This is a genomic window from Micromonospora sp. CNZ286 (assembly GCF_014207755.1).
Genome location: NZ_JACHIZ010000001.1, coordinates 4,651,071 through 4,677,064, shown reverse-complemented (window position 1 = coordinate 4,677,064; position 25,994 = coordinate 4,651,071). Strand labels below are relative to the sequence as shown.

Sequence of the window (25,994 nt, the reverse complement as noted above, 5' to 3'; positions counted from 1 at the left end):
CCCGATGCGGTGCGCTCCAGGGCGCTACTTCTGGTTCTCGTACGCGTCGCAGACCTCCTTGGTGGGGCCGTCCATCTTCAGGACGCCGCTCTCCAGCCAGATGGTCCGCTCGCAGGTGTCCCGGATCGAGCCGATCGAGTGGCTGACCAGGAAGACGGTGCCGGCGCTGTCGCGCAGCTCGCGGACCCGCTGCTCGCTGCGGACCCGGAACTTGCGGTCGCCGGTGGCTAGTGCCTCGTCGATGAGCAGCACGTCGTGCTTCTTCGCCGAGGAGATCGCGAAGCGCAGCCGCGCGCCCATGCCGGAGGAGTAGGTGCGCATCGGCAGCGAGGCGAAGTCGCCGCGCTCGTTGATCCCGGAGAACTCGATGATCTCCGGGGCGATCCGCTTGACCTCCTCCGGCGGCATGCCCATGGCCAGGCAGCCGAGCACCACGTTGCGCTCGCCGGACAGGTCGTTCAGCAGCGCGGCGTTCACGCCGAGCAGCGACGGCTGGCCCTTGGTGTAGACGGCGCCGCGGGCCGGCGGGAGCAGCCCGGCGATGGCGCGCAGCAGCGTGGACTTGCCGGAGCCGTTGCTGCCGATCAGGCCGATCGCCTCACCCTCGTACGCGGTGAAGCTCACGCCCTTGACCGCGTGCACCTCGCGGATGTTCGGCGCCTTGGTGCGGGAGACGATCCGCTTGAGCGCGGAGACCGGGGTGGTGCCGCCGCTCGCGCCCTTGTGGATCCGGTAGATCACGTGCACGTCGTCCACCACCACCGTGGGGACGCGACCCGAGTCGGTCACCGGGCCGGCGTTCAGCGGCAGGGTCTGCTCAGCCACGGCCGTACTCCTTCTCTCCGCGCCAGAAGTAGACGAACCCGCCGATGCCCATCACGACCGCCCAGAACAGGCCCATCGCCCACAGCTTCAGCGGGGAGCTGATCAGGTTCGGCTGGTGCGAGTCGAGCAGCGCGTAGCGGGCCAGCTCGATGAAGACCAGCGGCGGGTTCCACTCCAGGATGTTCGCCGCCCAGTTCGGCAGGTGCTCGCGGATGAGCGCCACCGGGTAGAGCACGCCCGAGGCGTACAGCCAGGTGCGCATCACGAACGGCATGACCTGCTTGAGGTCGGTGGCCTTGGAGCCGAGTCGGGCCATCACCATGCTCAGCCCGACGTTGAAGATCGTCTGGAGCAGCAGCATGGGGACGATCAGCACCCAGCGGAAGGTGATCGGCTCGCCGGTCAGCAGCACGATCGCGGCCAGCACCACCATCGACATGAGCAGCTGCTGGAGCTGGACCAGCGTCACGGTGATCGGCAGCGCGGCCCGCGGGAACTGGAGCGCCCGGATCAGGCCCAGGTTTCCGGTGATCGCGCTGGTGCCGTTGGACGCCGCGGTCTGGGTGAAGATGAAGATGAAGATGCCGGTGCACAGGTACGCGATGAAGTTCGGCACGTTCCGGTGCTGGGCCAGGATCACGCCGAAGATCAGGAAGTAGACCGCCGCGTTGGTGAGCGGTGTCAGCACCTGCCAGAGCTGACCGAGCTGGGTGTTGCTCAGCGAGGAGGCGACCTTCGCCCGCGAGTACGCGGTCATGAAGTGCCGGTACGCCCACAACCTGCGGGCGTACTCGCCCAGGGCGGGTCGTTCCCCGGCCACCCGTAGCCCGTACCGCTGGGCCAGCTGGGCCCGGGTCAGTCCGGATTCGGGGTCGGCCACCGCGGTGTTGGCCATGTTCAGGCGCTCCGATCTTTCGTGCTGATGGGGAGCAGTGCGGTGAATGAGATCCAGCGTGGCCGGGCGGGGAGGAGCCGCCTCGCTGCTGCATGGAAGGTAGTCCACCGAACGTCGGGACGCAACCGTACCGTCGTTGCGCTACATTGTTCCACGTGACGACCGAGAAGAGGCGTGCCCCGGCCGGCGCGGCGGTGCTGCGCGGGGAGATCACCAGTGCCATCCGCGCCGCCGTGATGCAGGAGTTGGCCGAGGTGGGCTACGGTCGCCTCTCCATCGAGGCGGTGGCCCGCCGGGCCGGTGTGAGCAAGACCGCCATCTACCGCCGCTGGCGTTCCAAGCTCGACCTGGTGCTGGACATGGTCTCGGCGGTGGCGGGGCGGAACATCCCGCTGCTGGACACCGGCAGCCTCCTCGGTGACCTGGAGATCCTGCTGCACGTGATGGCGCGTGCGTTGCGTCACCGGCTGGCCGCGCAGATCATCCCGGACCTGCTGGCCGAGGCGGCCCGCAACCCGCAGATCGCGGAGAAGCTGCAGGCCGCCCTGGACGACTACCAGCAGGCCATCGGCCGGATCCTGATCGGCCGGGCGGTCGAGCGCGGTGAGCTGTCCGCGGACACCGACCGGCGCGCCGCCGTCGATCTCATCGTCGGCCCGGTCTACTGGCGGATGGCGATCTCCCGGGCCCCGCTGGAGCTCACCGAGGTGCCCCGGATGGCGGCCGCGATCGTCGCCGCTCTGCGGGTAGCATGCGTGGGGCCTGTACGCGACGAGGTGGAAGTCTGAACCCCGGGCCGCCCCCGGAGGGCCGTCGTCGATCATGAACAGAAGGTCACATCCGGTCGGACAATCAGTGCAACCCGTTGGTTTTCCCGACAGACCGGTACCATCCCCCGAAATGTCTCTCATGAACCACGCGTCGACAGGAGGAAGCCCCATGGTCGGGCCGCATCCAGAGTTCATTCCCCCCGCACGGCCGATCATCGGCGAAGCCGAGATCGAGGCGGCCGTCCGGGTGCTGCGGAGCGGCCGGGTCGTGCAGGGCCCCGAGGTCGCCGCGTTCGAGGAGGAGTTCGGCGACCTGGTCGGCGGCCGGCACTGCGTCGCCGTCAACTCCGGCACCTCCGCGCTCCAGCTGACGCTGATGGCGCTCGGCTTCGGCCCGGGTGACGAGATCATCGTCCCGTCCTTCTCCTTCGCCGCCAGCGGCAACGCGGTCCGGCTGGTCGGCGCCGAGCCGGTCTTCGTGGACATCGAGCCGGGCAGCTTCTGCGTCGACCCGGAGGCGGTCGCCGCGGCGATCACGCCGAAGACGGTCGCGATCATGCCGGTGCACCTCTACGGCCACCCGGCCGCGATGGACCGGATCATGGCGATCGCGCAGCAGCACGGCCTCGCAGTGGTCGAGGACGCCGCGCAGGCGCACGGCGCCGAGCTGAACGGCACCCCGGTCGGCGCGTTCGGCACCGCCGGCTGCTTCAGCTTCTACCCGACGAAGAACATGCACTCCCTCGAGGGCGGCATGATCACCACCGCCGACGCGGACCTCGCCCGGACCCTGCGGCTGCTGCGCAACCAGGGCATGGAGCAGCGGTACGCCAACGAGATCGTCGGCGCCAACATGCGGATGACCGACGTGGCCGCCGCCATCGGCCGGGTGCAGCTCACCCAGCTCGCCGAGTGGACCGAGCAGCGCCGCGCCAACGCCAAGTTCCTCGACTCGGCGATCACCGGCATGGTCACCCCGCCCGTCGCCGACGGCGCCAAGCACGTCTACCACCAGTACACCGTGCGGGTGCGGGCCGACCGGGACGCCGCCCAGGCCCGCCTCACCGAGCTGGGCATCGGCAACGCGGTCTACTACCCGACCCCGATCCACCGGCTCAAGCCGTACCTCGACGCCGACGGCAAGCCGGGCGCGTGGGACCTGCCGGAGACCGAGCGGGCCGCCGCCGAGGTGGTCTCGCTGCCTGTGCACCCGTCGCTGAGCCCTGCCGACCTGGAGCGGATCGCCGAGGGCGCGAACCTGGCCGGGGGTGCCCGATGAGCGGACGGAAGCTGCGGGCCGGCCTGATCGGCCTCGGCGCGATGGGCCGCAACCACGCCCGCGTGCTGTCCAACCTGGACGGCGTCGAGCTGGTCGGCGTGGTCGACCCGGCCGGCGACGTGACCGGCACGCTGCGCGCGCCCGTCGTACCCGAGCTGAGCGACCTGCTCGCCCTCGGCGTCGACTACGCGGTGGTGGCCTGCCCGACGGCGCTGCACGAGCCGATCGGCATGGAGCTGGCCGCCAACGGCGTCTGCGCGCTCATCGAGAAGCCGCTCGCCCAGTCCGTCGACGCCGCCACTCGGCTGGTCGAGGCGTTCGAGAACGCCGGCCTGGTCGCCGGCGTCGGGCACATCGAGCGCTACAACCCGGCACTGCAGAGCCTGCGCACCCGCCTGGAGGCGGGCGAGCTGGGCGAGGTGTTCCAGGTCGTGACCCGGCGCCAGGGCCCGTTCCCGCACCGGATCGCCGACGTCGGCGTGGTGATGGACCTGGCCACCCACGACATCGACCTGACCGCCTGGGTGACCGGCCAGCAGTACAGCTCGGTCGCCGCCCGCACCGTCTCGCGCAGCGGCCGGCTGCACGAGGACATGGTCGCCGTGGTCGGCCAGCTCGCCGACGGCACGATGGTCAACCACCTGGTGAACTGGCTCAGCCCGCTCAAGGAGCGGTCGACTGTGGTCACCGGTGACAAGGGCTGCTTCGTGGCCGACACGCTCACCGCCGACCTGACCTTCTACGCCAACGCCGCCATCGACACCGAGTGGGAGGCGCTGCGCGCGTTCCGCGGCGTGGCCGAGGGCGACATGGTCCGCTACGCGATCCCGAAGCGGGAGCCGCTGCTGGTCGAGCACGAGCGCTTCCGGGACGCGGTCGAGGGCAAGCAGAGCGACATCGTCACGCTGCGGCAGGGTCTGCGTACCGTGCAGGTCGCGGCCGCCCTGCTGGAGTCGTCCGCCGACGGCAAGGTCGTGTCCGTCGCGGCCAGCGGCAGCGACGCGGAGCCGGCACTGCGATGAGCCCGGCGCCGGTGCGGCGGACGGTCTCCGCGGTACGGCGGCGGATTCCCCGGCGGTGGCGCATCGCGCTCCGCCGGGCCGCCGCCGGCGCGCGGCCCTGGCAGACCCCTTCGGTACGCGAACTGTGTGAACTCCCCGCCGGCACGCCGCTGCTGGTGCACGCCGGCGGGATCACCGGCGACCGGGCGCTGGACGGCGTGCTGCGCGCGCTCGTCCGGCTGCCCGAGTTCCACCTGGCGCTGGTCTGCGACGAGGCGGAGCGGGCGCCGGCCCAGGACCTGACCCGCCGCGCCGGCAAGGCGCGCCGCCGGGTCCACGTGGTGCCGCGCCCGCGTACGGTGACGGCCGCGTTCCTCGCCCCGGCGGACGTGGCGGTGTTCGGGTTCGACCCGGACGCCGGTCTCGACCTGCTGGACACCTTCCTCGCCGCCGGGCTGCGGGTGGTCGCCGCCGACAGCCGGGTGACGCGCGAGCACCTGGCCCGGCACGGCGGCGGCGAATTCTTCGCGCCCGGCTCGCTGCCCTCGTTCACCAAGGCGGTGGAACGGGCCCGGCAGCGCGGCGGCGACGAGGCATCTCCCGCGCAGGAGCCGCCGGTCGCGCCGATCGAGGCCGGCACGCCCGGCCCGTGGCGTCCGCTCGGCGCCGGGCCGATCCGGCTGGGGCTGGGCACGGCGAACTACGCCGGGCAGCTCTCCGCCCTGGCGGTGGCGATCACCACCGCCCGCGCCGACGTCGGCGTGGAACTGGTGATGGCCAAGCCACCGGCCACCTACCGCTACCCGGCCGACCGCTACCTGAACTACCCCGGCGAGCACCGGCTCGACGTGCAGATCGCGCGGGCCGAGCGGGTGCTCGGCTGGTACACCCACCTGATCGTGGACGCGTTCCGTCCGGTGCTCGGCCGGGCCAACGGCGACGACATCGCCGCGGACCTGCCCGCGTTGCGCCGGGCCCGGCTCAAGGTCGCGCTGCTGGCGCACGGCAGCGAGATCCGCCATCCGGGCGCGCACCTGGAGCGGCACGCCGAGTCCGCGTTCCGGGACGCCCCGGAGGACCTGATCGGGCAGCTCACCACAGTCGCCGAGCGGAACCGGCGCACCGCCGAGGAGAGCGGCCTGCCGTTCTTCGTGACCACCCCCGACCTGCTGGACGACGTGCCGTCCGCCACGTGGGCGCCGCTGATCGTCGACGTGGACGCCTGGGCCTGCGACCGCCCGGTGCTGGAACGCGCCCGGCCGGTGGTGCTGCACGCGCCGTCGAAGCGGTGGACCAAGGGCACCGACCGGCTACTGCCCCGGTTGCAGGAGCTGCACGATCGACGGATCATCGAACTGCGCCTGGTGGAAGGGCTGCCGCACCACGAGATGCGGCGCCAGGTGCAGGAGTGCGACATCGTGGTCGACCAGTTGGTGATGGGCAGCTACGGCACCTTCTCCTGCGAGGGGATGGCCGCCGGCCGGGTCGTGGTGGCGTACCTCAGCGAGGGGCTGCACCGGGCCGCCGGGGTCCAGCCGCCGATCGCCAACGCCACCCCCGGCACCCTCGTCAAGACCATCGAGTCGCTGCTCGACGACCGGCCCGCCGCGGTCGCCCTGGCCGCGGAGGGCACCCGTTACGTCCGTGACCACCACGACGGGCGGCGCACCGCCGAGGTCTTCGACGCCTTCCTCCGGTGACCCGCCCGACCACCACCCACGCCCGCACCGTCAACGAGGAGAAGCACCCGATGCAAGCTGGCGCTAACAGCGATGCCCGACCGACCCGGGGCCGGGTGGTGATGCTGGTCGACAACGGCGTCCACGGCGACTCCCGGGTGCAGAAGGCAGCGCGCTCGGCCGCCGACGCCGGCTGGGAGGTCTTCCTCCTCGGCATCCGCAACGCCCGCTCCGACGTGGACACCTGGCGCATCGGCGGCGCCGAGGTGCGGCTGCTGCGGGTACCCAAGCCGCTGCACCGGCTGCCCCGGGAGTACAGCCGGTCGCTGCGCCGGCCGCTGGCGTACGCGTCCACCACCAAGGCCGCGTACCGGGTCCAGGAGATCAAGGCCTGGCAGGCCGATCTGTACGAGCGCCGCGTCCGCGCCCAGGCGCTGGGCGGCGGGCTTCCGGCCGCCGTGGGACGGGCGGCCCAGCTGCCGTCCCGCGCCGCCGCCACCGCGTTCGCCCGCTGGGTACGGTTCCGCAGCGGCGAGACCCGTCGGCTGCGCAAGGCGCAGACCGACCCGGAGGCGCTGTTCAGCCGCCTGCCCGTGCGGTTCTGGCAGGGGCTGCTGGGCGACCGCGCCTGGCGCCGGCTGGACCCGGGCCTGTGGGACTTCGAACTGGCCTTCCGCAAGACGCTCGACGAACTCAAGCCGGACATCATCCACGCCAACGACTTCCGGATGCTCGGCATCGGCGCGCGGGCGACGCTGCGGGCCCGGGCCGCCGGCCGGCGGACCAAGCTGGTCTGGGACGCCCACGAGTTCGTCGGCGGCATCACCGGCCGGGCCGACAACCCGCGCTGGCTGCCGGCCCAGATCGCCTACACGGCTGAGTACGCCGCCTATCCGGACGCGGTGGTGACCGTCTCCGACACGCTCGCCGACCTGCTCCAGGAGACCCACAACCTGCCCGACCGGCCGGCCGTGGTGCTCAACGCGCCGATGGCGCCGCCGGCCGAGGCCGACGGCGACGTGCCGGACCTGCGGGCGCTGTGCGGCGTGGACAGCCGTACGCCGGTGCTCGTCTACTCCGGCGCGGTGAACCCGAGCCGGGGCTGCCAGATCATGGTGGAGGCGCTGCCGGAGCTGCCCGACGTGCACGTCGCGTTCGTGACCATGAACCCGAACGGCGACAACCAGTTCTCCGAGGCGCTGCGGGAGCGGGCCGCCGAACTCGGCGTCGCGGACCGTGTCCACCTGCTGCCGTACGTGGCGCACTGGCAGGTGGTGCCGTTCCTGTCCGGCGCGGACGCCGGGGTCATCCCGATCCACCACAAGCCCAACCACGAGCTGGCGCTGATCACGAAGTTCCTGGAGTACTCGCACGCCCGGCTGCCGATCGTGGTCAGCGACGTGAAGACCATGGCGCAGACCGCGCGGGCCACCGGGCAGGGTGAGGTGTTCACCGCCGAGGACCGGGCCGACTACGTCCGGGCCGTCCGGGCCGTGCTCGCCGACCCGGAGCGCTACCGGGCCGCCTACGACAAGCCCGGCCTGCTGGAGGGCTGGACCTGGGAGGCCCAGGCCCGGATCCTCGACGAGGTGTACGGCTCGCTGCTGGGCACGCCCGCCGCGAGCGGGGCGCGTCCTCCGGCGTCCCGGCGTCCCGGCGACGAGCGGGAGTACGCGGCCACCTCGCGCTGACCCCCGGCACAGAACGATTCGGCCGGCTCCCCGTCACGGGGAGCCGGCCGAATCACGTGTACGCCGGTCAGCCGGACGTGGCCGGCGGCTCCAGCAGCAGCCGGTCGAAGTCCTTCTGCGTCACCGACCAGTCCCAGGTGCTCAGCACGTGCGACGCCGCGGCCCGGCCCGCCTCACGCCAGGTCTCCTCGGTGGCGGTGAGGGCCAGGATCCGCTCGGCGGCCTCCTGCGGCGTACCCACCACCCAGTCGCTCGGGAACAGGCTCCGGGCGCTGTGCGGGCGGCCGGCGAAGAACGGCCAGTCGCGCACCACGGGCACCGCGCCGCTGGCCGCGCCCTCGACGAGCGCACAGTGGAAGCTCTCCCGCAGCGAGGTGCTGAGGATGACCCCGACGTCGGTGAGCGCACCGGGGACGTCCTCGGTACGGCCGGTCCGCACCACCGCGCCGGACGGCTCCAGCTCGGCCAGCTCGGCGTCGAGTTCCCGGACGTAGGCCGTGATCGCCGGGCTGAGCTCCGGGTTGAGGTCGTCGCCGACCAGCTTGAGACGGTACCGCTCGTCGTGCCGGCGCAGCTCCCGCAGCACCGCCAGGGCCCAGCGCGGGTCCTTCGCCAGGGAACTCAACCCGACCAGCCCGAGCGTGAACCGGCTGTCGGCGGAGACCTTCGGCGCCACGTACCGGTGCAGGTCCATCGCGTTGCTGATCATGTGGGTCCGCGGGCCCTGCGGCGCGCGCAGCCGCGGCACCGCGGCCAGCGCCAGGTCGCGCAGGTGCTCGGAGACGAAGACCACGTCGTCCACACGCGACCAGTCGGTCAGGTGCGGCCACCAGCTGAACGCCTCGAAGCTGTGCAGGCGGACGATCACCCGGGTGGTGCCCGGGTCGATCATCGTCAGCATCGCGGCGCCGAGGTTGCACCAGTCCACGAAGACCGTGTCCGCCCACTCCAGGTGGGGGCCCCACGCCTCCTGGACCTCCCCGGCCCGCTTGGAGGCGCCGGCGAGCATGTGGAGCGTCACGTTGGTGCGGCCGTTGCTGAGCACCGGGAGGATCGACTCCTCCATCAGGTTCAGCCGGCGGACCTCCACCCCGGGCATCGCCTCGTAGCGCTCCAGGATCGGCCCGAGGAAGTTGTCGTTCAGCCCGGTGAAGAAGAGCATCCGGTGCGGCCGGCCGGCGGGCGGGAACGCCGCCGGGCTCTGCCGCCCGCGCGGCGTCGCCATCGCCCGGCCGGCCTCGCTGTCGTGCAGCGGCGCGAGGAACTTCTCCGGGTCCTCGGCCAGCGGCGAGGTGGTGCCGTCGAACTGCACGATCCGGTGAAACATCAGGTTGAACGCGCGCAGCACGTGCGGCGCGGCCTTGCCCGGGTTGCGCTTCTTGAGGAAGCCGTCGGCGAGCTTGAGCTGACCTCGCACCACTGTCATCAGGTGCTCGGGCACCTTGCCCTGGCTCAGTTCCGCGTCCACGATCGGGCCGAGGAGCTGCCCCTTGGTCGCCGGGCTCTTCAGCCGGCCCTGCGCCGCCAGCGCCAGCCGCTTCGCGCTGGCGCCGTGCCCGGTCTTGAGCATGTTGCCGGTGACCCGCCGGGCGATCTTGCCGCGGTGCCGCTCCGGCAGGCCGGGCGCCGTGACGGCGCCCTGCCAGAACCAGCGCACCGGGCTGAGCTTCATGGCCCGCTTGCCGGTGCTCATCTCGAACACCCGCTTCGCCAGGTCGACGGTCTGGTTGCGGGTGGCGCTCGCCAGCACGGTCGGGGCCGGGCCGACGGTGTTCAGCCGGGGACGGCGGTAGCGCGCCGGGTCGGCGGACCGCTTCTCCACCGCCCGCAGCGCCGGGGCGATGCCGTAGACGGCGTCGGCCCGCCGGTAGCGCTGCGCGAGCTGCCAGACGGTGTGCAGGGCCTGCGCGTCGAGCGCGACCAGGACGTCGGCCCGCTTGGCGTGCCGGCGTACCCACGGGTCGCGCTGGGCGCGCAGCCACGGGCGCCGGGCCGGGGCCGCCCGCTTGACCGCCCGGCCGAAGCGGGGGCCCAGCTCGGTGGCGGTGGGCAGCAGGTGCACCTCGGCCAGCTCGGTCGCCGCCGGGATCTTCTCCACCGGGTCGAAGGTGGTGGCCACCCGTACGGTGACGCCCCTGTCACGGAACTGCTGAAGCGCGTCGGTCAGGACCGCCACCCGTCCGGGGACGGTGCCCATAACCATCAGGACCTCGATCATGACCTACCTTCTCGGGCCAGGACGCGCGCGCCGGCGGGGGAGGGCTGTGGGGTGCCGGCCGGACCGCCGGTGCCCAGCACCAGCTCGGTCACCTCCCGGACGGCGGGGATGAGCTGCTCCTCGCGGGCGTACTGCCGCGCCTCGGCGCGGGCCTTCTCCCGCTCGGCCGCGTCGGCGGTACGGGCCATCGCGGCGGCCCGCCGGAAGGCGCCGGTCAGCTCGGCCGGGTCCAGCCCGACCGCGCCGGTCCAGAGTGGATAGGTGGACAGCACCGTGGAGGCGTCGTGGTCGGCCTCGTGGGCGGAGACCACCGGCAGGCCGGTCGCCATGTACTCGTACACCTTGCCGGAGGTCATGTACCGGCCGCCGGTCACCATCAGCACCACCGCGTCCCAGCGGGAGTAGAGGTCGACCACCTCGGCCTTGGGCACCGAGCCGCCGACCAGCACGCCGTCGACGGCGGCGGCCCTGAGCAGCTCCGCGTGCGCGTTGTCGCCGCGCGCCCAGGCGGCGCCGATGTGGCCCCGCACCTCGAAGCGGGCGTCGGCCAGCGCCGGGTCCTCGGCGCGTGCCGTGCGCCAGCCCTCGAGCACGGCGCTCAGCAGCGGGACGGGAAGGTTCAGCGCGCCGAGGTAGCCGAAGGTCAGCGGCCGGTCCGGCGGGGCGGGGCGGACCTGGGCCGGGATGCTCGCCGCGTCGTAGCCGTTGCGCACGACCCGCATCTTGTGCGCCAGTTCCGGATAGCGCTCGCGGTACCAGCGGGAGATCGGCTCGTTGACGTTCCAGATGGCGACGGCGTTGGTGAGCAGCTTGATCTCCCACTGGCCGGAGACCGACTCCCGGGTGAACGCCTCACCGTTGTTGATCACGTCGACCGACCAGCCGTCGCGGAAGTCCACCACGTACGGCACCCGGTGCGTCTCCCACAGCTTCCAGGTCGCGGACAGGTTGACGTACGGCGCGCAGGTGGTCACCAGCAGGTCGACGTGCCGCTCCCGGTGGATCCGGAGCAGGGCCTTCTCCAGCGCCGGACGCCAGCCGCCGAAGACCGGCTCGGGAAAGACCTTGAGGTTCTGCTTGCGCAGGTCGGCCAGGTAGTCCTTGTGCGCCAGGGCACGCTGCTCGGTGAACGTGCGGATGTCGGTCTCGAGGTCGTCCCGGAACAGCGGCAGCTTCACCACGCGCACGCTGGGATCCACACCCTGGGAGAGGGTGTGGTCGAGCCCGTACTCCCGTTCCCAGGCCTCGTCCGCGATGGTGACAGCGGTCACGTCCCAGCCCGCGGCGGCGAACTGGTTCGCGGTCTCCCGCATGCGGTAGGCGCAGCTCTTGGCCGCCGGTGGGAAGCCGATCGCGAGGTAGACCATGTGCGGCCGGGACCCGGACCGTCGCGGCCGGGGGAGTTTCAACGAGTCCCAGAGAGTTCGCCCGTTGTTCATCGATTCCGATCCTGGGGAGGTGGGGAGATGCCGTGTCGCGGCCTGGACGGCTCGGCCGGACGCGGTACCTGCTGTGCCGGTGGCCGCGTAACGACCGCCGGAGCGCGTGCGGACACTACAATAACGCCGTTTCGCGCGCCGGACCTGCCGCCGCCCGGCGGCCGGCGGGTGCGCCGTGCCCCGGATCACCGCGGTCCCGTCACCGGCGGTCCCGGCCGGCCGGACACGCCGTCTCGGCCGGTCCTCGACCGCGGCCTCCGCTTTCGTAGACTCCTACGCCATGACCGCGCCTGCGCCCGACACCCGCGACCGTGAGCCCGCCCCCACCGGCGGCGACGGGTCCGCGGCCGACGACTCGTCCGATCCGGGGTCGTCCACCCCGCGCCCGACGACGACCGCGGCCCCGGAACAGCCGGAGCAGCCGGAGCAGCCGGAGCCGGACACCGCGGCCGAAAAGCGGCGCGGCGGCCGGTGGCGGCGGGTCGACGCGCTGGTGGCCCTGGTCTACCTCGCCGGAGCGTTCTGGGTCACCGCCCGCGGCTGGCGCGACTACGACGGCCGGCTGCTCGGCAGCCGCCCGAACGACCAGGGCTTCAACGAGTGGATGCTGGCGTACGCGGCGCACGCGGTCACCAACCTGGAGAACCCGTTCTTCACCACGCTCCAGAACGCCCCGGCCGGCGTGAACCTGATGACGAACGTCGGGATGCAGCTGCCCGGCCTGGTGCTCACCCCGGTCACGCTGCTCTTCGGCGCGTCCTTCTCCTATCTGCTGTTCATCACGCTGAACCTGGCCGGTACCGGGTACGCCTGGTACCACGTGCTGTCCCGGCACGTGGTCGACTCCCGTGCGGCCGCGTTCGTCGGCGGACTGTTCTGCGCCTTCGCGCCGGCGCTGATCTCGCACAGCAACGGCCACCCGCACATCACCGCGCAGTGGCTGGTGCCGTTCATCGTCTGGCGGGTGATCGCGCTGTCCCGCGGCGAGCGGGTGATCCGCGACGGCCTGATCCTGGGCGGGCTGGTGGTGGCCCAGTTCTTCATCAGCCTGGAGATCCTCTTCCTGACCGCGCTCGGCTGCCTGATGCTGGTCCTGGCCTACCTCGTCTTCCGGCCCCGCGACGCGGTACGCCGGCTGCGTCCGCTGCTGTCCGGTCTGGCGATCACCGCCGTGCTCGTGTCCGCGGCGGCGGCGTACCCGTTGTGGATGCAGTTCGCCGGCCCGCAGCACCGGGTCGGCCACCCCGGCACCCCGGACATCTACGCCCTCAAGCTCGGCTCGTTCGTCGAGTTCGCCACCAAGTCGATCGCCGGTGGCCCGACCAGCGCGATCGGCTGGGCGCCGAACACCACTGAGCAGGCCAGCTTCTACGGCTGGTCCCTGGTGGTGCTCGCGGCCGGGGTGCTCTGGTGGCTGCGCCGGGAGACCGCGGTCCGGGTCCTCGGGGCTGTCGGCCTTGTCTCGGCGCTGTTCTCCATCGGCACCACCTGGACGGTCGGCACCCGTCGCACCGACGTCCCCGCGCCGTTCGCCCTGGTGCAGAACCTGCCCGTGTTCGACTCCGTGGTGGTGTCCCGGTTCGCGCTGATCACCACGGTGGCGCTCGGTGTGCTGCTGGCGGTCGCCGGGGACCGGCTCGCCGCCCGCCGCACCGAACCGGCCGGCCGGCTGGCCGCCCGCGTCGGGGCCGTGGCGGTGGCCGCCGCGCTACTGCCGATCCTGCCGATGCCGCTGGACGCGAAGGGCCGCACCCCGGTGCCGGACTTCGTCACCGCCGGCACCTGGCGCGACCACGTGGCGCCCGGCCGCACGCTCGTCCCGGTCCCGGTGAACGGCATGACGTCGCTGTACTGGAGTTCTGCCGCGGTGGCCGGCTTCGCCGTCCCCGAGGGCTACTTCCTCGCGCCGGTCTCCGCCACCGACAACACCGGCCGCTGGGGCGTCGACCCGCAGCCCACGGCGAAGCTGCTCACCGCCGTCTCGCTCGGCGAGCGGGACACCACGGTCGGCCAGGCCGACGTCGACCAGGCGCGCGCCGACGTCCGCTACTGGAAGGCCGACGCCGTGGTGCTGCCCGACCGCGGCGCCCGCCGCCACGACGACCTGAAGACCGTGCTGGACGCGCTCTACGGCCCGGGGGAGCGGGTCGAGGACGTCTGGGTGTGGGACGTCCGGCCGTTCACCCGCTGACCGGTCACGGCGACTTCGTCCAGATCAGCAGCAGATAGCCGCCGAAGTAGGCGGAGAGCGCCACGAGCGTGACCAGCACCGTGCCGGCCCGGGCCCATCCGGCCCGGGCCAGGCCCACGGCGGCCGGCAGCAGCAGCGGGAACGCCGGCAGCAGGAACCGCGCCTTGGAGTGGTAGTAACCGGCCGCGCCGAGCGTGGTGACGAGCATCAGGCCGCTGTAGAGCAGCAACTGCCACGGCTGCCGGTCGATCGCGCTCAACGCGAAGAACATGATCGACAGCAGCGCCACCACGGTGACCACCAGCAGCGGCAATGCGGCCACCTGCACCAGCGCCTGCTGGCCCCGGTCGACGGTGTAGACGCCGAAGTCGAAGGTGGTGCCCCACCCGGCGGACTGGATGTGGAACCAGCCGTCCGGCCGGCCGGTCCGGGTGCCGACCCAGGCCAGGTAGCCCAGCCACCCGGCCGGGGCGAGCAGCAGCGCCGCCCAGGGCCGCCAGCCGTCGCGCCGCCTGACGACCGCCAGCAGCGCGGCCAGCCCCACCACCGGGATCAGCGACGAGGCGGTGGGCCGGGTCAGGCCGGCGAACAGGCACACCACACCGGCGGTCACCCAGTGCCGGCGCAGCAACGCGTACAGCGTCCAGGCGGCCAGCGCGGTGAACAAGCTCTCGCTGTAGCCCATCGACTCCACGACGGCGTGCGGCACGGCGCCCCAGAGCGCGGCGAGCAGGATGCCGGTACGCCTGTCGTGCAGGTGCTTGCCGATGGCGTACAGGCCCCAGGCGGCGGCCAGCGCGGCCAGCCACGCCACGACCAGCGCCGACTCGCGCGGGCTGAACGGGGAGAGCCGCTCCAGGGCCGCGGTCAGGCCCGGGTAGAGCGGGAAGAACGCCATGTTGCTCTGGGTCTTCTCGTACCCGTCGTAGCCGTGCTGGACGATCCCGAGGTACCAGTTGCCGTCGGCCCGGGTGAGCCGCTTGACCGGGGAGACGTCGATGTTGCGGGCCCACAGGTAGACGACGAGCACGCCGATCAGCCGGATCACCGCGTACAACGCCAGCGCGGGCGCCGCGTCCCGGGCGGCGTCGCGCAGCCGCCGGACGTAGCCGGGCCGGACGCGGTCGGCTGTGGCCGGGCCGGTCGGCGGGGCTGGTGCGGGCCGGCTGGGTTCCTCGGTGGTCACCACGTCCATTGTGCGGTCCCGTTCGCGCTGAGCTGCGATTGTCCGGAGGCCCCGCGTGGCGCGGCCGGCGACCCGGCGAACGACCCGGAGCGGGCGCCGGTCGTTGAACAGGATGGAGGGTAGCAACCGTCACACCAGGTCGTGGGGCACCGGCGGCGGCGGGCGTTCGAGCCCGATCCGCTGTCGTAGACTCGCTCGGGTCCGCGGGCGCGGTGCTGGCGACGACGAAACGGGCAGGAATGGGATCTGACGGCACGACCGCAGCGGCGGGCACCCGGGGACGGGTCGTGATGCTGGTGGACAACGGGGTCATCGGTGACTCCCGGGTGCAGAAGGCGGCCCGCTCCGCCGCCGATGCCGGCTGGGACGTCGTGCTGCTCGGCCGGGCGCCGGTCGGCAGCCCGCAGAGCTGGCGCCTCGGCGCCGCCGAGGTACGCCTCGTGCCGATGCCCGAGCCGCTGGCCCGCCGCCGGCACGAGTTCCGCCGGGCCTGGCTGCGGCACCCGCTCGCCTATCCGCCCAGCGGCATCGCGGCGCAGCGTACCCAGGCGGTGAAGGCATGGCGCGCGGACCTGGCGGTCCGCCGGGCGGCGCTCACCGTCGCTGCCCGCGAGTCCGGCGCGGGCCGGCCGGGCGGGCTGCCCTGGGCCGCGCTGCGCGCCGAGGAGAAGCTGTCCGGCCTGACCCGCAAGTGGGTCGGTTTCCGCAACCGTCAGCTCACCCGGGCCCGCAAGGGCCGCAAGCTGGACGGCCCCTGGGACCGCGCGTACACGCTGTTCTGGCGCAAGCTGCGCGGCGACGGCGCGTGGCGGCGCCTGGAACCGGGCCTGTGGGACTACGAGCTGGCCTACGGCCCGGTGGTCGACGAGCTGGCGCCGGACCTGATCCACGCCAACGACTTCCGGATGCTCGGCGTCGGCGCCCGCGCGAAGGTCCGGGCCGCCGCGAAGGGCCGCCGGATCGCGCTGCTCTGGGACGCCCACGAATATCTTCCCGGCGTGCAGCCGTGGCGCGACAACGCCCGCTGGCTGCCCGGCAACGTGGCGCACGAGCGGGAGTACGTGCCGTACGCCGACGCCACCATGACCGTCTCCGGTGGTCTGGCCGACCTGCTGCGCACCGAGCACGGGCTGGCCGAACGGCCGGCGGTCGTGCTCAACGCACCCGCGGTGGACGAGTTGCCCGCGGATCCGGCCGGGCCGGCGCCGGACATCCGCGCCCGCTGCGGGCTCGGGCCGGACGAGCCGCTGCTGGTCTACAGCGGGGTGGCCGCCGCCAAGCGCGGCCTCGGCGTGATGGTCGAGGCGCTGCCCCGGCTGCCCGGCGCGCACGTCGCGTTCGTGGTCAACAAGCCCGACTCGGCGTACGTCAGGGGCCTGGTCACCCGGGCCGGTGAGCTGGACGTGGCGGACCGGGTGCACGTGCTGCCGTACGTGCCGCACCACCAGGTGGTCCGGTATCTCGGCGGCGCGCAGGTCGGCGTCATCCCGATCCAGCACTGGCCGAACCACGAGATCGCGCTGATCACCAAGTTCTTCGAGTATTCACACGCCCGTCTGCCACTGGTCGTCTCCGACGTGCGCACCATGGCCGAGACTGTCCGGGAGACCGGTCAGGGCGAGGTGTTCCGCGCCGAGGACGTGGCCGACTTCGTCCGCGCGGTCACCGCGGTGCTCGCCGACCCGCAGCGGTACCGCGCCGCGTACGACCGGCCGGGCCTGCTGGCCGGCTGGACCTGGGAGGCGCAGGCGCGGGTTCTCGACGAGGTCTACTCCCGGCTGCTGCCCGACGCGCCGCCCCGGCCGACGCCGCCGGCGCACGCCCCGGTGGAGCCGGCACAGGTGGAGGTGGGCGCGTGAACGGGCCGGACGTGACGGTGGTGGTCGCCGTCTACAACACCATGCCGTACCTGACCGCCTGCCTCGACTCGCTCGTCGGGCAGAGCATCGGCCGGGACCGGCTGGAGGTCGTCGCCGTCGACGACGGCTCCACCGACGGCAGCGGCGCGGAACTGGACCGCTACGCCGAGCGGTACCCGGGCACGGTCCGGGTGCTGCACCAGGCCAACTCCGGCGGCCCGGCGGCGCCGAGCAACCTGGCGCTCGACCACGCCCGCGGCCGGTACGTCTTCTTCATCGGCTCGGACGACCACCTCGGCCCGGAGGCGCTGGAGCGCCTCGTCGACGCCGCCGACCGGTGGGACTCCGACGTGGTGCTCGGCCGGATGGTCGGCACCAACAAGCGCTACGTGCACCAGGCCGTCTACGCCACCACCCGGGAGCGGCTCGACCTGTTCGACAGCGACCTGCCCTGGTCGTTGTCGAACACCAAGCTGTTCCGCCGGGACCTGATCGAGCGGCACGGCCTGCGGTTCCGTACGGACATGCGGATGGGCAGCGACCAGCCGTTCACGCTGGAGGCGTGCGTCCGGGCGAAGAAGGTGTCGGTCCTCGGCGACTACGAGTTCTACTACGCGGTCAAGCGGGACAACGCCCAGAACATCACGTACGCCAGCCGGTTCGAGGAGCGGCTGCGCTGCGCCGAGGAACTCGTCGGGTTCGTCGCCGGCCTGATCGAGCCCGGCCCGCGGCGGGACGCAGTGCTGGTGCGCCACTTCACCTGGGAGGTGGCGAAGCTGCTCCGCGCGGAGTTCCTCGCCCTCGCCCCGGACGTGCAGCGGCACGTCCACGACCGGATCCGCAAGCTCGCCGAGGCGTACCTGACCGACGGGGTGACCGCCCGGATGGCGCCCGAGGAGCGGCTGCGGGTGGCGGTGGCGCGCGACGGCGACCTGGACGCGCTGTGCACGCTCATCGGCCAGCAGTCCGACCGGTCACTGCCCGAGGTGGTCGTCGACGGCGACCGCTGGTACGCCGACCACGTCGGCTTCCGCGACCCGGCGTTCGGCTACCCGGACGACTGGTACGACGTCACCGAGCGGGCCGCCGCGATACTGGCCAAGCTGACCGCGACCGGGCTGGCCTGGGGACGCGACGCCGCCGGGGCGCGGGCCCTGGTGGTCACCGCCCGCAGCCGCCGGGCCGAGCTGGCCGAGCTGAGCGCGGAGGCGCTGCGGGTCAGTGTGGGCGATCTGACGGGTGTCACGTCGGCCGAGTCCTCCGGCAGCGGTACCGTCGTACGAACGGACTTCGCGGTGGACCGGTTGCTGGCGGTCGTCGCGGGGACAGGCGAGCGTCGTATCGTACGCGCCGAGGTCTCCGCCCTGGGCGGGACGGGCTCGGCGCCGTTGCGCACCGACCGCCCCGTCGCCGCACCCCGGCTGGTGGCCCGGCGCGGTGTCCGCTGGCACCTCGTCACACCCACCACGAACCACAAGGGCCAGGTGATCGTCGCGATCACGCCGGTGACCCCCGGTCGGTTCCTTGCCCGCCTGCGCCGAATCTGGCCCTCTGGAGGAAAGTAGTTCATGAACATCTGCGTCGTCGCGCTCGGCAAGATCGGTCTGCCGCTGGCCGTGCAGTTCGCGTCCAAGGGGCACCGGGTGATCGGCGCCGACGTCTCCGAGCGGGTCGTCCAGCTGGTCAACGACGGTGCCGTGCCCTTCCCGGGTGAGGCCGACCTGGACGTCAAGCTCAAGGAGACGGTGGCCGCCGGCCTGCTGTCGGCCACCACCGACACCGCCGCCGCGGTCGCCGAGTCGGAGGCGGTCGTCGTGGTCGTGCCGCTGTTCGTGGACGCCGAGGGCGTGCCGGACTTCGGCTGGATGGACGACGCCACCCGGGCCATCGCCCGTGGGTTGAAGCCGGGCACGCTGGTCAGCTACGAGACCACGCTGCCGGTCGGCACCACCCGTAACCGGTGGGCGTCGATGCTCGCCGAGGGCTCCGGCCTGACCGCCGGCACCGACTTCCACCTGGTGTTCAGCCCCGAGCGGGTGCTCACCGGGCGGGTCTTCGCCGACCTGCGCCGCTACCCGAAGCTGGTCGGCGGCATCGACGAGGCGTCGGCCGCGCACGGCGTGCGGTTCTACGAGGCGGTGCTCGACTTCGACGAGCGCCCCGACCTGGACCGGCCGAACGGCGTCTGGGACCTCGGCTCCGCCGAGGCGTCCGAGCTGGCCAAGCTCGCCGAGACGACCTACCGGGACGTGAACATCGGCCTGGCGAACCAGTTCGCCCGCTTCGCCGACACCGTCGGCGTGGACGTCACCAAGGTCATCGAGGCGTGCAACACGCAGCCGTACAGCCACATCCACTCGCCGGGCATCGCGGTCGGCGGCCACTGCATCCCGATCTACCCGCGGATGTACCTGTGGAACGACCCGGCCGCCACCGTGGTCCGCTCGGCCCGCGAGGCCAACGCGGCCATGCCGGAGTACGCGGTCGACCTGCTCGCCGCCGCGTACGGCGATCTGACCGGCGTGGGCGTGCTGGTGCTGGGCGCCGCCTACCGGGGTGGCGTCAAGGAGACCGCGTTCTCCGGTGTCTTCCCGACCGTGGACGCGCTGCGCCGGCGGGGTGCGGTGCCGTACGTCTCGGACCCGATGTACACGAACGAGGAGCTGGTCGCGCACGGCCTGCCCGGGTACGACGGCGAGCCGGTCGGCGCCGCGGTGATCCAGGCCGACCACGCCGAGTACCGCACCCTCGCCCCGGCCGACCTGCCGGGCGTGACGGTGCTGGTCGACGGCCGCCGGGTCACCGACCCGGCGCGCTGGACCGGCGTGCGCCGGGTGGTCATCGGGGGCTGACCCCACCGACTCCGCGGGCCCCGGCCGTCTCGAACGGCCGGGGCCCGTCGCGTGCCGCCGCCGGGATGAGCCGGGATCACGCCGTGTGGAGTTCACCTGCCGGACACCCCGGCAATACTTGTGTCATGTGATCCGTTTAGGGTCGCAGCCGTCGGAAATCGACCCGCACCGACATCGGTGGGGCAGACAGGGAGCGTGTCGTTGTTCAGCAGAGTACGCAGCCAGCAGGGTCTCGCCGCGGTCGGCGCGACGCTCCTCGGCTACGCGGTCATGGTCCTCGCCGGAGTCCTCGGCCTGGTGGTCCCGTACGCGGTGGCCGCGGTGGTCGCCGTCGCCGGTGAGCTGGCCCTGGCCGGGCGGCACACCGAGACCGCCACGCTGCTCGACAAGGCCGGTCTGGGCGAGACATTCCGGCGGCTGGTGCGGGACCTGTCGGTGGTCCTGCTCGTGGTCGCCGCGGTGCGTCCCGGCGTGGCCGGCACCGTCGCCGTCCTGCTGCTGCCCGCCGCGCTGTGGACCGTGGCCGTCGCCACCAACGCGGTGACCAAGGTGATCGACGGCCGGGTCGACCCACCGGCGTACACCCGCAACATCGACCTCGGCGCGCTGCGGCGGGTTCCGGTGCCGCCGGCCTGGGCGCGGCTGCTGGCCGGGCTGCGCATGCCGCTGCTGAACGTGCTGCTGGTGCCCGCGGCAGTGGTGGCCGCCGCACTCGACCGGGTCGCCCCGGTGGTGCTCACCGCCCTGGTCACGCTCGCCGCCGGCCTGGTCACCGCCGCGGTGCTGGCGCTCACCGCGCTGCGCGGCCGGGGCAAGGCCCCTGGCGTGCTGCCCGCCGTGCACGACTGGATGGCCCGGGAACGGCCCGAGGTGGCGCTCTACTTCGCCGGCCCGGCCAAGGACGTCTACCAGGCCAACATGTGGCTCGCGCCGGTGGAGGCGACCGGCCGTCGCGCCGTCGTGCTGCTGCGCGCCGCGGACGCGTTCGAGCAGCTCGCCGACACCCGGCTGCCGGTGATCTGCGTGCCGGCCGGCGTCGACTTCATGAACCTGGACCTGGGGTCGCTGCGCGTGGCGCTGTACGCCGCGAACGTCGGTGCCAACATCCACCTGCTGCGGGAGCCGGGCGTGAAGCACGTCTTCGTCGGCCACGGCGACAGCGACAAGCAGGCGAGCGTCAACCCGTACAGCAAGGTGTACGACGAGGTCTGGGTGGCCGGGCCGGCCGGGCGGGAACGGTACGCCCGGGCCGACGTCGGCGTGCTGGACCGCGACATCGTGGAGGTCGGCCGCCCGCAGCTCGCCGGGGTGCACACGTTCGGCTCGGGCGCCGCCGACCACCGCTTCACGGTGCTGTACGCGCCGACCTGGGAGGGCTGGCTCGACGACGACCCGTACCACACGTCGCTCGTGCTGATGGGTGAGCGGATCGTGTCCGGCCTGCTCGCAGCCGGGGACGTGCGGGTGATCTACAAGCCGCACCCGCTGACCGGCACGCGCTCGCCGAAGGCCCGCGCCGTGCACGAGCGGATCGTGTCCCGGATCAAGGCCGCCGGCGGCGAGACCGATCCGTCCTCGCTGGACGGCACCGCGCACCTGGTGGTCACCGGCCGGACGCCGGGGCTGTTCGACTGCTTCAACGTCACCGACCTGCTGGTCAGCGACGTGTCCAGCGTGGTCTCCGACTTCGTGCAGAGCGAGCGCCCGTACGTGGTGGCGAATCCGGCCGGCCTGCCCGAGGACGAGTTCCGGCGGCAGTTCCCGACCGCTCGGGCGGCGTACCTGCTCTCGGCGGACTGCGGCGAGCTGACGAAGATCCTCGACGTGACCCGGGCCGGGGACGACCCGATGACCGGGACGCGGCGGGAGCTGAAGGAGTACCTGCTCGGCCCGGCCGGGTCGAACCCGATGGACCGGTTCCGGGACGAGATCGGCCGGCTCTGCGGCTGAGGCGTACCGACGGAGCAGGGGCGACGACCGCGCCGGTCGTCGCCCCTGTCTCGTCCGGTCAGCCCTGGTGCGGCGGGTTGTCGACGTCGCGGGAGATGACCTCGCCCTTGGCGTCGACCCAGCCCTTCGGGCGGGCCGGGTTGCCGGCCACCAGCTGGTACGGCTTGACGTCGCGGGTCACCACCGAGCCGGCGGCGATCATCGCGTACTCGCCCACCTCGATGCCGCACACGAGCGTGGCGTTCGCGCCGATCGACGCGCCCCGGCGGACGAGCGTCGGGGTGATCGTCCAGTCCGGATTCTGGGCGCGCGGGCGGAAGTCGTTGGTGAACACCGCGCACGGGCCCACGAACACCTCGTCCTCGATGGTCACGCCCTGGTAGACCGAGACGTTGTTCTGGATCTTCACCAGGTCGCCGACGGTGACGCCCGCATCGACGTAGACGTTGCGGCCGATCACGCAGCCGGCGCCGACCTGGGCGCTGGACCGGATGTGCGCCAGGTGCCAGACCTTGGTGCCGTCGCCGACCTGGGCGCCGGACTCCACGTCGGCCGTCGGGTGGACGAAGACGGAGGCGGACCGGTCGTTGCTGTCAGTCATCTCAACTCGCATCACATGCCAGGGCGCGTCGCGCCGTCGGGCGGGCTCGACGCAGCATAACGAGCGCTCACCCGAGCAGTTCGGCCACCGCGTCGGCGGCGGGCCGGTCGGCCGGCAGGGGGTGCGCGGCGACCACCGCGTCCACCGGCAACGCCCCGTACAGGTGCGGGAACAGCGCGCCGCCGCGGGACTCCTCCCAGCGCAGCGCGTCGCCGAGCCGGGCCTCGTCCACCGCGAGCACGGTCAGGCCGGTGACCCCGGCGAAGTACCTCCGCGCGGTCTCCACCACCTGGTCGGCGGCGGACAGGTGGACGTAGCCGTCCTGCCGGTCCATCGCGGTGCCGGCGAACCGCCCGTCCGCCCGCGCCCGCGTCCACTCGTCGTCGGTGAGAATCTTGTAGATCACGGCAGCAGCCTAGAGCGGCCTCGCGTCCCGGCGGCGCGTCTGCCACCATTCGCAGGGCAACACGTCGAGTCGAGGGAGGAACGGGTGCGGATCCTCCTGGTCGAGGACGACCGCCGGGTCGCCGCGGCGTTGTCGTCCGCGCTGACCCGGCGCGGCTACCAGGTGGAACACGCCGCGACGGTGGCCGCCGCGCTCTCCGCCGCCCCCTGCGACCTGGTGCTGCTCGACCTGGGGCTGCCCGACGGCGACGGCACCGACCTGTGCCGCGAGCTGCGGCGGCGCAGCAGCCGGCTCGGCATCATCGCGGTGACCGCGCGCGGTGAGGAACGCGACCGGGTGCTGGGGCTGCGGCTGGGCGCCGACGACTACGTGGTGAAGCCGTTCTCGATGGTGGAGCTGCAGGCGCGGATCGAGGCGGTGCTGCGCCGGGCCGCGCACACCGCGCCGCAGCGCAACCTGATCGAGGCCGGTACGGTCCGCATCGACGTGGGCGGCCGGACGGTGACGGTGGCCGGCCGGGACGTCTCGCTCACCCGCAAGGAGTTCGACATCCTGCTGTCCCTGGCCCGCCAGCCCGGGGTGGCGGTGCCGCGCGAGCGGATCCTGCTCGATGTGTGGGGCACCACCTGGGCCGACCGGCACACCGTGGAGGTGCACGTCGGGTCGCTGCGCGGCAAGCTCGGCGACCCGACGCTGGTGGAGACCGTACGCGGGGTCGGCTACCGGCTCCGCGAGGCGTGAGGGCCGGTTCGTGCGCCGCCGGCTGGTGATCAGCTACCTGCTGCTGATGGTGCTGGTCCTGATCGCCCTGGAGACGCCGCTGGCGGCCACGCTCGCGACCCGGGAGACCGACCGGGTCCGCGCCGACCGCCTCGCCGACGCCACCCGTTTCGCCTCGCTGGCCGGGCCGGCGTTGCGGGGCGGCAGCCCCGGCCCGCTGGACGGAGAACTGGCCGCCTACGACGCGCTCTACGGCATCGGCGCGGCCGTGGTGGACCGGGACCGCCGTACCGTGGTGGCCTCGTCCGGGTGGGAGCCGGGCGCGGGCACCCGCGCGGCGCTCGACACCGCCCTGTCCGGGCAGCAGTTCAGCGGCCCGGAGTCGGTCTGGCCGTGGGTCGGCGGGCCGGTGGTGACGGCCGTGCCGATCAACGACGGCGGCGAGGTGCTCGGCGCCGTGGTCACGACCAGCCCGGCGGACGGCGTGCGCCGCACCGTCACCGTGTGGTGGCTGCTGCTCGCGGGCATCGGCCTGCTGGCGGTGCTGGCCTGCGTCTCGACCGCGTTCGGGCTGGCCGGCTGGGTGCTGCGCCCGGTCACCGAGCTGGACGCGGTGACCCACGAGATCGCCGAGGGCCGCCGCGCCGCGCGGGTCCGCGCCGGACTCGGGCCGCCCGAACTGCGCCGGTTGGCGACCAGCTTCAACGACATGGCCGACGCGGTCTCCGACGTGATGGACCGGCAACGCGCCTTCGTCGCGCACGCCAGCCACCAGCTCCGCAACCCGCTCACCGCGCTGCGGCTGCGGGTGGAGGAACTGGGCCCCAGCCTCACCGACCCGGACGGGCGCGCCGAGCACCGGCTGGCGCTGGAGGAGACCGACCGGCTCGCGACGGTGCTCGACGCGCTGCTCACGCTGGCCCGCGCCGAGCGGGAGGAGAACGAGCGGGTGACTGTGGACGCCACCGCCACCGCCGCCTCCCGGGTGGCCGCCTGGCTGCCGCTGGCCCGGCACCGCGAGGTCACGCTCCGCCTCGACGCCGAGGACGCGCCGGCGTACGCCCGGACCGTGCCGACCGCCATCGACCAGGCGCTGGACGCCCTGATCGACAACGCGGTGAAGTTCAGCGGCGCCGGGGGAGAGGTGACAGTGACCGTACGGGCCGCCGACGGCGGGACGGTGCTGACCGTCGGCGACACCGGCCCGGGCATGACCACCAGTCAGCTCGACCAGGCCACCGAGCGGTTCTGGCGGGCGCCGGACGCGCAGAACGTGGACGGCGTGGGCCTCGGGCTGACCATCGCGGCGGTGCTCGTGGACGCCTCCGACGGCCGGCTCACCATGCGCCAGGGCGAGCCCCGGGGCCTGGTCGCCGAGCTGTGGTTCCCGGCGCCCGCCGACGCGCCGGTTCGGTGCTGACCCGCGTCAGGGCTTCGCGGCGCGATACCACTGCGCCGCGCCCGGATGCAGCGGCAGCGGGGTGGTGACGATCGCCGACCGGGGACTCATCCGTCCCGCCGCCGGGTGCGCGGCGGCCAGTTCCTCCCGGCGGTCCATCAGCAGCCGGGTCACCTCCCGCACCAGCGCGGCGGGCAGGTCGGCGCGGACGATCAGGTAGTTCGGGTTCGCCACCGTGCTGACCGGGGCGGCCCGGTACACCGAGCGCGGCACGTCCCGGGTCACGTAGACCTGCCCGTACGCCCGGCGCAGCGGCTCGGTCCAGTCGCCCAGGTCCACGATCCGCAGCGAGGTCCGCTGGGCCAGGTCGGCGACGCCGCGCACGGGTAGCCCGCCGGAGAAGAAGAACGCGTCGATCCGCCCCTCGCGCAGGGCCGCCACCGAGTCGTCCAGCCCCAGGTGTTCCTGGCGTACCCGGTCGCCACCGAGCTGGGCCACCGCCAGCAGACGGGTGGCGGTGATCTCCGTGCCGGAGCCGTCGGCGCCCACCGACACCCGCCGGCCGCGCAGGTCGCCGAGCGTGCGGATCGGCCCGCCGGCGCGGGTCACCAGGTGCAGCAGGTCGTCGTAGACCCGGGCCACCGCGAGCACCGACGGATGCTCGGGCTCGCGCGGCGGCAGCACGTCGGCCTGGGTGAAGCCCAGCTCGGCCTCCCCGGCGCCGACCAGCCGGACGTTCTGCGCCGAGGCGGCGGTGACCACCACCTCGGCCCGTACGCCGGGCAGCTCCCGGTTGAGCAGCGCCGCGAGCGACTGGCCGAAGGCGTGGTAGACGGCGGTCGGGCTGCCGGTGGCGATGCGGATGCGGGTCGGCTCGGACGGCTCGTCCCGGCACCCGGTGAGCCCGGCGACGAGCAGGAGCACCAGCGCGAGCGGGGCGGCGGCGCGCACAGGCCAGTGTCGGCTCACGGGCTGCACTCTGCGCCGTGCACCCGCCGTGGCGCAAGCCCACGCGGCGCACGCACCACCGCAG

Annotated in this window: 20 protein-coding genes; 12 read left to right on the top strand and 8 right to left on the bottom strand. The window is 73.2% G+C overall.

Features of this window, described 5'->3' with window-relative positions:
• Positions 1-24 precede the first annotated feature (24 nt).
• Both FHX31_RS20360 and FHX31_RS20355 read right to left on the bottom strand, forming a co-directional pair.
• Complete coding sequence (locus FHX31_RS20360) at positions 25-825, bottom strand: ABC transporter ATP-binding protein (protein WP_013285259.1); 801 nt, start codon at positions 823-825, stop codon at positions 25-27.
• Entirely contained in the window at positions 818-1,720 is a 903-nt protein-coding gene (locus FHX31_RS20355; RefSeq protein WP_013285260.1) for an ABC transporter permease, read from the bottom strand. Before FHX31_RS20355 ends, FHX31_RS20360 begins: the two co-directional genes overlap by 8 nt.
• A 155-nt stretch (positions 1,721-1,875) precedes the next feature.
• Between FHX31_RS20355 and FHX31_RS20350 the strand changes: the two genes are divergently transcribed.
• The 5 genes from FHX31_RS20350 to FHX31_RS20330 all read left to right on the top strand — a co-directional run bounded on the left by FHX31_RS20350 (position 1,876) and on the right by FHX31_RS20330 (position 8,140).
• Positions 1,876-2,508 carry a TetR/AcrR family transcriptional regulator gene (locus FHX31_RS20350; RefSeq protein ID WP_184977010.1) on the top strand — a complete coding sequence of 211 codons (633 nt, stop codon included), beginning with the start codon at positions 1,876-1,878 and terminating at the stop codon, positions 2,506-2,508.
• Positions 2,509-2,659: 151 nt separating this feature from the next.
• The gene (locus FHX31_RS20345) at positions 2,660-3,769 is read left to right on the top strand and encodes a DegT/DnrJ/EryC1/StrS family aminotransferase (RefSeq protein ID WP_013474731.1); all 1,110 of its coding nucleotides are present in this window, start codon (positions 2,660-2,662) and stop codon (positions 3,767-3,769) included.
• Positions 3,766-4,791 (top strand): Gfo/Idh/MocA family protein, encoded by a 1,026-nt coding sequence (locus FHX31_RS20340; RefSeq protein WP_013285263.1) that lies wholly within the window; start codon positions 3,766-3,768, stop codon positions 4,789-4,791. Before FHX31_RS20345 ends, FHX31_RS20340 begins: the two co-directional genes overlap by 4 nt.
• A complete protein-coding gene (locus FHX31_RS20335) occupies positions 4,788-6,470 on the top strand; it encodes a glycosyltransferase family protein (RefSeq protein WP_184977009.1) in 1,683 nt (560 codons plus the stop codon). Before FHX31_RS20340 ends, FHX31_RS20335 begins: the two co-directional genes overlap by 4 nt.
• Before the next feature lie 50 nt (positions 6,471-6,520).
• Positions 6,521-8,140, top strand: a complete 1,620-nt coding sequence (locus FHX31_RS20330) for a glycosyltransferase family 4 protein (protein ID WP_184977836.1) — start codon at positions 6,521-6,523, stop codon at positions 8,138-8,140.
• 67 nt (positions 8,141-8,207) lie between these two features.
• Here the strand turns inward: FHX31_RS20330 and FHX31_RS20325 are convergent, their stop codons facing one another.
• Both FHX31_RS20325 and FHX31_RS20320 read right to left on the bottom strand, forming a co-directional pair.
• Complete coding sequence (locus FHX31_RS20325; RefSeq protein WP_071095902.1) at positions 8,208-10,358, bottom strand: glycosyltransferase family protein; 2,151 nt, start codon at positions 10,356-10,358, stop codon at positions 8,208-8,210.
• The gene (locus FHX31_RS20320; RefSeq protein ID WP_013474735.1) at positions 10,355-11,797 is read right to left on the bottom strand and encodes a glycosyltransferase family protein; all 1,443 of its coding nucleotides are present in this window, start codon (positions 11,795-11,797) and stop codon (positions 10,355-10,357) included. Before FHX31_RS20320 ends, FHX31_RS20325 begins: the two co-directional genes overlap by 4 nt.
• A 280-nt stretch (positions 11,798-12,077) precedes the next feature.
• Here FHX31_RS20320 and FHX31_RS20315 point away from each other — a divergent pair, with 280 nt between their 5' ends.
• The gene (locus FHX31_RS20315) at positions 12,078-13,988 is read left to right on the top strand and encodes a DUF6311 domain-containing protein (RefSeq protein WP_221488109.1); all 1,911 of its coding nucleotides are present in this window, start codon (positions 12,078-12,080) and stop codon (positions 13,986-13,988) included.
• A gap of 4 nt (positions 13,989-13,992) precedes the next feature.
• Here FHX31_RS20315 and FHX31_RS20310 read toward each other — a convergent pair whose 3' ends face one another.
• Positions 13,993-15,183 (bottom strand): glycosyltransferase family 39 protein, encoded by a 1,191-nt coding sequence (locus FHX31_RS20310; RefSeq protein ID WP_184977007.1) that lies wholly within the window; start codon positions 15,181-15,183, stop codon positions 13,993-13,995.
• Between the two features lie 281 nt (positions 15,184-15,464).
• Here FHX31_RS20310 and FHX31_RS20305 point away from each other — a divergent pair, with 281 nt between their 5' ends.
• The 4 genes from FHX31_RS20305 to FHX31_RS20290 all read left to right on the top strand — a co-directional run bounded on the left by FHX31_RS20305 (position 15,465) and on the right by FHX31_RS20290 (position 21,835).
• A complete protein-coding gene (locus FHX31_RS20305; protein WP_013285270.1) occupies positions 15,465-17,033 on the top strand; it encodes a glycosyltransferase family 4 protein in 1,569 nt (522 codons plus the stop codon).
• Positions 17,030-18,598: a glycosyltransferase family 2 protein gene (locus FHX31_RS20300; RefSeq protein ID WP_013285271.1), complete on the top strand. Its 1,569-nt coding sequence runs from the start codon at positions 17,030-17,032 to the stop codon at positions 18,596-18,598. Before FHX31_RS20305 ends, FHX31_RS20300 begins: the two co-directional genes overlap by 4 nt.
• 3 nt (positions 18,599-18,601) lie before the next feature.
• Positions 18,602-19,885 carry a nucleotide sugar dehydrogenase gene (locus FHX31_RS20295; RefSeq protein WP_013285272.1) on the top strand — a complete coding sequence of 428 codons (1,284 nt, stop codon included), beginning with the start codon at positions 18,602-18,604 and terminating at the stop codon, positions 19,883-19,885.
• 201 nt (positions 19,886-20,086) lie between these two features.
• Positions 20,087-21,835 (top strand): CDP-glycerol glycerophosphotransferase family protein, encoded by a 1,749-nt coding sequence (locus tag FHX31_RS20290; RefSeq protein ID WP_184977006.1) that lies wholly within the window; start codon positions 20,087-20,089, stop codon positions 21,833-21,835.
• A 58-nt stretch (positions 21,836-21,893) separates the two neighbouring features.
• Here the strand turns inward: FHX31_RS20290 and FHX31_RS20285 are convergent, their stop codons facing one another.
• Positions 21,894-22,436, bottom strand: coding sequence for an acyltransferase (locus FHX31_RS20285; RefSeq protein ID WP_013285274.1), 543 nt, complete (start codon positions 22,434-22,436; stop codon positions 21,894-21,896).
• 67 nt (positions 22,437-22,503) lie between these two features.
• Positions 22,504-22,842, bottom strand: a complete 339-nt coding sequence (locus tag FHX31_RS20280) for a DUF952 domain-containing protein (protein WP_184977005.1) — start codon at positions 22,840-22,842, stop codon at positions 22,504-22,506.
• 84 nt (positions 22,843-22,926) lie between these two features.
• Here FHX31_RS20280 and FHX31_RS20275 point away from each other — a divergent pair, with 84 nt between their 5' ends.
• Both FHX31_RS20275 and FHX31_RS20270 read left to right on the top strand, forming a co-directional pair.
• Positions 22,927-23,583, top strand: coding sequence for a response regulator transcription factor (locus FHX31_RS20275; RefSeq protein ID WP_013285276.1), 657 nt, complete (start codon positions 22,927-22,929; stop codon positions 23,581-23,583).
• A 10-nt stretch (positions 23,584-23,593) separates the two neighbouring features.
• Positions 23,594-24,982: a sensor histidine kinase gene (locus FHX31_RS20270; protein WP_030270477.1), complete on the top strand. Its 1,389-nt coding sequence runs from the start codon at positions 23,594-23,596 to the stop codon at positions 24,980-24,982.
• Positions 24,983-24,988: 6 nt separating this feature from the next.
• Here FHX31_RS20270 and FHX31_RS20265 read toward each other — a convergent pair whose 3' ends face one another.
• Positions 24,989-25,930: a TAXI family TRAP transporter solute-binding subunit gene (locus FHX31_RS20265; protein ID WP_013474739.1), complete on the bottom strand. Its 942-nt coding sequence runs from the start codon at positions 25,928-25,930 to the stop codon at positions 24,989-24,991.
• Positions 25,931-25,994 lie beyond the last annotated feature (64 nt).

Bases quoted from the DNA above. Each gene is read 5' to 3' on its own strand.
- FHX31_RS20305 (WP_013285270.1), top strand. From the start codon at position 15,465: ATGCTGGTGGACAACGGGGTCATCGGTGACTCCCGGGTGCAGAAGGCG.
- FHX31_RS20335 (WP_184977009.1), top strand. From the start codon at position 4,788: ATGAGCCCGGCGCCGGTGCGGCGGACGGTCTCCGCGGTACGGCGGCGG.
- FHX31_RS20320 (WP_013474735.1), bottom strand. From the start codon at position 11,797: ATGAACAACGGGCGAACTCTCTGGGACTCGTTGAAACTCCCCCGGCCG.
- FHX31_RS20285 (WP_013285274.1), bottom strand. From the start codon at position 22,436: ATGACTGACAGCAACGACCGGTCCGCCTCCGTCTTCGTCCACCCGACG.
- FHX31_RS20295 (WP_013285272.1), top strand. From the start codon at position 18,602: ATGAACATCTGCGTCGTCGCGCTCGGCAAGATCGGTCTGCCGCTGGCC.
- FHX31_RS20340 (WP_013285263.1), top strand. From the start codon at position 3,766: ATGAGCGGACGGAAGCTGCGGGCCGGCCTGATCGGCCTCGGCGCGATG.
- FHX31_RS20315 (WP_221488109.1), top strand. From the start codon at position 12,078: ATGACCGCGCCTGCGCCCGACACCCGCGACCGTGAGCCCGCCCCCACC.
- FHX31_RS20345 (WP_013474731.1), top strand. From the start codon at position 2,660: ATGGTCGGGCCGCATCCAGAGTTCATTCCCCCCGCACGGCCGATCATC.
- FHX31_RS20310 (WP_184977007.1), bottom strand. From the start codon at position 15,183: ATGGACGTGGTGACCACCGAGGAACCCAGCCGGCCCGCACCAGCCCCG.
- FHX31_RS20325 (WP_071095902.1), bottom strand. From the start codon at position 10,358: ATGATCGAGGTCCTGATGGTTATGGGCACCGTCCCCGGACGGGTGGCG.
- FHX31_RS20330 (WP_184977836.1), top strand. From the start codon at position 6,521: ATGCAAGCTGGCGCTAACAGCGATGCCCGACCGACCCGGGGCCGGGTG.
- FHX31_RS20355 (WP_013285260.1), bottom strand. From the start codon at position 1,720: ATGGCCAACACCGCGGTGGCCGACCCCGAATCCGGACTGACCCGGGCC.